Source organism: Aequoribacter sp. (genome assembly GCF_965659035.1).
Classification (GTDB): domain Bacteria; phylum Pseudomonadota; class Gammaproteobacteria; order Pseudomonadales; family Halieaceae; genus Aequoribacter.
Genome location: NZ_CBFHWH010000105.1, coordinates 1 through 6,453 on the forward strand (window position 1 = coordinate 1; position 6,453 = coordinate 6,453).

At 52.0% G+C, this 6,453-nt stretch carries 5 protein-coding genes; all 5 read left to right on the plus strand.

Features of this window, described 5'->3' with window-relative positions; genetic code table 11:
- Positions 1-350: 350 nt before the first annotated feature.
- Positions 351-1,508, plus strand: coding sequence for a Gfo/Idh/MocA family protein (locus ACTF5Z_RS10870; protein WP_438985650.1), 1,158 nt, complete (start codon positions 351-353; stop codon positions 1,506-1,508).
- Between the two features lie 24 nt (positions 1,509-1,532).
- The gene (locus ACTF5Z_RS10875; protein WP_438985651.1) at positions 1,533-2,894 is read left to right on the plus strand and encodes a divalent metal cation transporter; all 1,362 of its coding nucleotides are present in this window, start codon (positions 1,533-1,535) and stop codon (positions 2,892-2,894) included.
- A 7-nt stretch (positions 2,895-2,901) separates the two neighbouring features.
- The gene (locus ACTF5Z_RS10880; protein ID WP_438985652.1) at positions 2,902-3,993 is read left to right on the plus strand and encodes a Gfo/Idh/MocA family protein; all 1,092 of its coding nucleotides are present in this window, start codon (positions 2,902-2,904) and stop codon (positions 3,991-3,993) included.
- A complete protein-coding gene (locus ACTF5Z_RS10885) occupies positions 3,994-5,895 on the plus strand; it encodes a TonB-dependent receptor plug domain-containing protein (RefSeq protein WP_438985653.1) in 1,902 nt (633 codons plus the stop codon).
- Positions 5,896-6,024: 129 nt separating this feature from the next.
- Positions 6,025-6,453: DUF7133 domain-containing protein (locus tag ACTF5Z_RS10890; RefSeq protein WP_438985654.1), on the plus strand; the 429-nt coding region annotated here is incomplete at its 3' end.

The following is a 6,453-nucleotide window of genomic DNA, read 5'->3' on the forward strand; positions in this document are numbered from 1 at the left end:
CGGCGCTTTTTTGTCGTGATGGGTCGAGGGGAAAAAGATATTCCAAATGCCGGTATATTTTGCGTAACCAAATAAGCCAAGTGCGATGAGTGCGGCAATAACAAGTAAGCCGACAAGAATGCGTTTTAATATCGCCATGTGGATGATCCCCTCGTGTTATAGGTTTTTATGAAGACTAACCCAAGCCCGCAATCCGGTAAAGTGGTAAGGCCAAAAGTTTTGCGCTATGGTTACGCAGGGCCATGCGATCTTACTGATCGGTTCATTGACACAAGTGCGTGAGCTTGAGAGCATAATCGGTATGACCACTTTACCGGTTTTTCCGGTAGCGATGTTTTTAGGAGAGTACATTGGGTTCGACACAGGCGTCTGTTCGTATAGGGGTTGTTGGGCTGGGCAACATTGCTCAGCAGCATATCCGGAATCTTGTTGAGGGCCATGTTGCGGGTGCTGTACTAACGGCGACTTGTAGCCGCAGTCAGCGCCCCGACGGTCTTGCTGCGAGCGTGGCTCATTATCAAGATTACCGGGAACTTGTCGATTCGGAAAGCTGCGACGCCATTGTTGTTGCCACGCCAACAAACTCCCATCTGGACATCGGGCGGGCTGTGCTTGACGCCAATCTTCATATCATGATGGAAAAGCCGATGGGCTTATCGATACAAGAGGGTGAGAGTTTGCTGTCCCGATGCACACCCAATAGCGTGGCGGCCTTAATGCTCAATCAGCGCGCTGATCCCTTGTTCTTGCGCATGAAAGAGATTATTGAGTCATCCATTCTGGGTGATTTGATTCGTATAAACTGGTGTATGACCAACTGGTTTCGCCCCGAAATTTACTTTCAAGTCAGCGATTGGCGCGCTACCTGGCGAGGTGAGGGCGGCGGTGTATTAGTCAACCAGTGCATACATAACCTCGATATACTGCAGTGGCTTTGCGGTATGCCAAAATCGGTGCGAGCGCACTGCCAGTTCGGTCGTTTTCACGAAGTCGAAGTTGAAGATGATGTGACGGCTTATTTGGAATATGAAAATGGTGCGACCGGGGTATTTGTGGGCTCTACTGGTGAGGCGCCTGGTGTAAATCGCTTCGAGGTCATTGGCGACGCCGGGAGTCTAGTGTTCGACGGGTCGCAACTGAGTCTGGCTCAAAATACGCCTTCGACCGCGATGTTCAATCGCACCACAAAGCAGATGTTTGGGATGCCCGAAACCGTGACTGACGTGCTGGCTATCGATCGCAAGGTCAATCAGCACGCGGTCTTGATGCAAAATTTTGTTAATGCAATTCGTGAAGACGAGCCTCTGATTGCACCTTTGACAGAGGGCCTACGCTCTTTGTCTATTGCTAACGCGATGTTGTTGTCGACATGGCAACAGCGAACGATTGAATTTCCAATCGATGCTGGCGAGTATCAGGCGTATTTGCAAACAAAAATCGACCAGTCCTCGCTACGAGTCAAGGCAGATGTCGAAGCCGAAATCAATATGGACAGCTCGTACCGATAATAAACAGCTACCTGGAGACCGATAATGAGTGCTCAAATCGAAGCGCAACAGCTCGCGGCTTTAGCCGATAAGTCCACATTGGCCAGACTGCCCACCTATTTACGCTTGAGCGGTCCTGGTTGGTTGCAGGGGGCAATGACTCTGGGCGGTGGTAGTGCCATTACCTCACTGACACTGGGCGCGCAATACGGCTACGATTTATTGTGGGTTCAACCCATCGCCATGATTATTGGTTGTGTCATGCTGTTTGCGCTGTCGCATCAAACCTTGAGCACGGGCGTCAAGCCCTATCGGGCAATGAAACAGCATGTCAGTGGCACATTGGCCTTCTTGTGGGCCTTTGCTGCTATTGCTTCCTCGGTAATTTGGGGCTTTTCACATTACCCGCTAAGCGCCGGAATGATCGAAGAAGTGGTCTCGGTCGCAAGCGGTGTTGAGTTGTCTGGGGCGAGCGGTGCTGCGCGCGAGCTCTGGTTATTTGGTTTTGCCATTCTTGTGTGGTGTGTGTGCGCCTACACGGCATGGAATTACGGTCGCGGTGGTCGTCCCGTTAAAGTATTCGAAACAGCGATCAAATGGCTCAGTACGGGCATTGTTTTGGCGTTCTTGTGGGTCGTTGTGTACGCCTCCTTACAAGGCAAGGTGGATTGGGCTGCCGTGTTAAGAGGGTTTATACCGGGACGCATTCCCACTGATCTGGCAGGCGTCACAACCGTTATGGCCGCCTTGGGTACGGCTGTCGGCATTAACATGACCTTTATTTACGGCTACACCCTGCTCGAGAGAGGATGGGGGCGTGAGCACCGAGAGTTGGCGCGTTATGACATTGTAATGGGATTGGTTATTCCCTACATCTTGGTCACCACGCTTATCGCCATTGCTGCCGCTGGCGCACTGCACGGCAGTGGCCTGGATATTCAGGGTAAGCTCAGTCCTGCTCAGGCCGCATCGATGTTTACCGAGGCCGGGATAAGCCCAGTGACTGGACGCTTGATCTTTGCGATCGGTATTTTAGGTATGGCCGTGGGCTCATTGGTCATGCATATGCTGTGCTGCGGCGCCGTCGCTGGCGAGTTGTTCAATTTAGAGCCGCATTCTCGTGCCTACCGGTGGTGGTCGTTACTGCCTACACCCGCTGTGTTGGGCGTGTTTTTATGGTCGACGATGGGTGCCTATGTGATTTTACCAACCTCCGCTATCAGCGGGTTTTTGCTGCCTATCGCGTATTTGGGCTGGTTACTTTTGAATAATCGCCGAGATTATATGGGGGCCGACCGCCCTGACGGTGGCCGTGCCGCAATCTTCAACGCCGCGATGCTGGTCTGTATTTTTACGGTGCTATCCAGCGTTGTCTTTAGCACTATGGTGGCCTTAGGTTGGATGTAAGCTTGTTATGACGAACATTAAAGATGGCGCCAATTATGCGCCGACGGGTGCTGCAAAACGGGTGGTTGCAGAGGGCGAATTTGGCATTGCCGCAGCGTTTCTTGATCACGGACATATTTATGGTCAAGTGAATGGTTTACGTGATGCCGGCGCAACCTTGCGCTATGTTTACGATCCGGACCCAGACCGACTCGCTGCATTCTCTGAGCGCTATCCAGAAGTCAAAGCGGTGGACAGCTTCGAGGCTATTTTACAGGCACAAGACATCCACTTAGTTTGCGCTGCCGCGATACCCAGCGAACGGGCGGACATTGGAATCGAAGTGCTTAGAGCGGGCAAACATTACTTTACCGACAAAGCCCCGTTCACAACTCTTGAACAGCTTGTGCGTGCTAAGCAATGTGTCGCTGATACGGGCTTAAGGTATTGGGTTTACTACGCCGAGCGCATCCACAACGATGCCGCATGGCGTGCCGGTGAGCTTGTCGGTTCGGGCGCCATCGGCAGAGTGCTGCAGGTACTTAATATTGCACCCCATCGTTTGAATCCGGGCAGTCGACCCGAGTGGTTTTTTGAGAAGAGCCGCTATGGCGGAATTCTGACCGATATTGGCTCACATCAGGTCGAACAGTTTTTAACTTACGCAAATGCAACAGATGCGCAGGTGAATTTTGCTCGGGTCGAGAACTTCAACAATCCAGGCTATCCCGAGCTTGAAGATTTCGGCGAGTTTTCAATGACCGCCGATAATGGCGCCTCGTTCTACAGCCGAGTTGATTGGTATACGCCCGACGGTCTCAGAACTTGGGGTGATGGCAGAACCTTTATTCTGGGCACAGAGGGCAGTATCGAGCTGCGTAAGTATATTGATATTACCGGCGCTGCCCCGAGTTCTACTCTTCTGTTGGTAGACGCCGCGGGTGAACGCCGAGAGGAGTGTTTAGGGCAGACTGGTTTTCCATTTTTTGGCCAGCTGATTCTCGATTGCGTTAACAGAACCGAGTTGGCGATGACCCAAAACCATATTTTCAAAGCAGCAGAACTCAGTTTGCGAGCTCAGCAAGTCGCAGAACAATCAGCATCAAAATTAGGAGATTAAATGCAGCGGTATCTGGGTATTGTGATTAGCTTAGTTTGTACTCTGCCGGCCCAGTCGGCAATGGCCGATCAAGCTTCGCAGGGTCAACCTTTAGAAACGATAGTTGTGACTGAAAATTACGCCCCCTCCAGTATTTCCGCCACAGCCGCGTCGGTCACTGTGTTGGATTCTGACGCCCTGAGCGAACTCAACAAGGCGCAAGTATCCGATGCGTTGCGAACGCTGCCCGGCGTGTTAATTGAAGAGCAAGGCGGCGCTGGAGGTCTGGTTGCTTTGTCCATTCGTGGTGGCGAGGGCAACTTCACAAAAATTTTGTTGAACGGTGTTGCCTTGAATGACCCCACGAATGTTCGAGGTGGGAGTTATGATATGAACTTGCTGAACGATCTTGAGGTGAACCGTATCGAGGTCGTCAAAGGACCGCAGTCGGTAATACACGGCTCGGATGCCCTGGCCGGTGTGATCCACTTGGTGACACCGACACCTGGCGCTGCTCTACGTCCTAAAGTCCGCTTTGAGGGTGGTCAAGATGGCTACTACAACTTGAAACTCTCCACTGGAGCAGATTTGGGTCCGGTGGGCGTCTTTGTGAACGCCGGTACACGAGACAGCGGCGAGTGGGTGGCTGGTAGCGAACGTCAGGTTGATTTTATCAATGCGATGGCTGCGTGGTCGATTGGTGAAAGCGATGATTTTACAGCGCAGCTTCATTGGCTTGACGGTGACCGAACGAGTTACCCTGAGCAAAGTGGTGGGCCAAGGTTGAGTGTGAGTTCAGCTTTAGAACGGAGCAATTATACAAGCGAGTTAGCGGCTTTGGGATGGGTGCGTGATTGGAGTGAAACTTTTCGTACTGATATAAAGCTCAATACGCTTCGCTATCAAGAGCAAACAGATTCTCCGGGCATTGTTCCTTACACCTCGGTGCCCGCTAATGGCACGGATGCCGTGTTTAAGCAACAGTCGGTCTCTTGGGTCAACACGGCCGAGCTTGGCAATGATCATAGCTTAAGCTTTGGCGCCGATTACCGTGACGAGAGCGGTGACAGCAAAGGCTATTTGGATTTTGGATTTTTAATTCCCACTGATTATCGGTTGTCGCGCGAAACGACGGGCGTTTTCCTCCAGTGGCGAGCTCGTCTTGCTGATGATGTCGACCTTAACTTGAGCACCCGGTATGACGATACTGATCAAGGACAACATCAGCACACCTCTCGGCTTGGCCTTAAGTATGAGCTGACGCCTGCATTGGCACTGCGAGCCAACTGGGGGCAGGGCTTTAAGTTACCTAGCTTCTTTGCTTTGGGACACGCACTGGTGGGCAACCCAGATTTGCTACCAGAGGAAGCCAAAGGCTTTGATCTGGGCGCTGAGTGGCAACTATCGGGCTCAAGCGTCCTTGGGGTGTCGTGGTTTGAAAATCGCTACACGAATCTGATCGATTTTGATCCACAGGCTTTTACCAATGTGAATCGTGACCGCGTCGACGCTCAGGGTTTCGAAGTGTGGGGTCAATGGCAGGGTGGCGAGAATCTCTCCCTGGATTTTGCACTGACAAAAACAGACATCGAGGTCGTAGGTAGTGCTCGAGAACTGGAAGGTCGCCCCGATTGGCAGGCGACGATTGGCGCGCTGTGGGTTCTAAATTCTGATCTTACTGCCCGTTTAGACTATCGTTGGGTGGGTGAGGTGTTTAGCTCCTCGTTGCACACAGGTCAATCCTTTACCCAAACGCTGGACGATCAGCGCCAGCTTGACTGGCGTTTAGCGTGGGCGGCCACCGCTAACCTCAGTATGAATCTAGCAATCGATAACGTGCTGGATGACAATTTTGAAACGTCCGTTGGGTTCCCAAATGCAGGCAGGACACTGCGTTTAGGGATTCAGTGGAAGGCTGATTAAAGGGTGCTAATAATGCAAATAAATAACACTATGAAAAAGCGTATCGCTATATTCGCTGCATTTCTTTTTGTGGTTGCTTGCTCATCTGGCGAGGCGCCACCGGCTAACAGTGACCAGCAGGGGTCAGAGGTGGAATCTACACTTGATTACACCCAGCTCGACACTGAGCCAGCCCCCATTTTAAACCCGCAAGAAGCCCTAGAGGCCTTCCGAATCGCGCCGGGGTTTAACATTGAACTGGTCGCATCCGAGCCATTGGTAGAAGACCCTGTTGCAATGGCCTGGGATGAGTACAGCCGCCTTTACGTCGTTGAAATGCGCGGTTACATGCCCGATATTTTTGGTAACGGTAAAAATGACCCCGTAGGGCAGATCGTGCGTTTGAGCGACACCGATGGCGATGGCGTCATGGATGAGTCAGAGGTCTTTATGGACAAGCTGATTAATCCTCGTGCGGTGGCGGTTGTTAACGATGGGGTTTTAGTGGGCGTACCCCCCGATTTATGGTTGTGCCGATTGCCTGAGCCCGACGCCGTATGTGACCAACCGGAACGCATT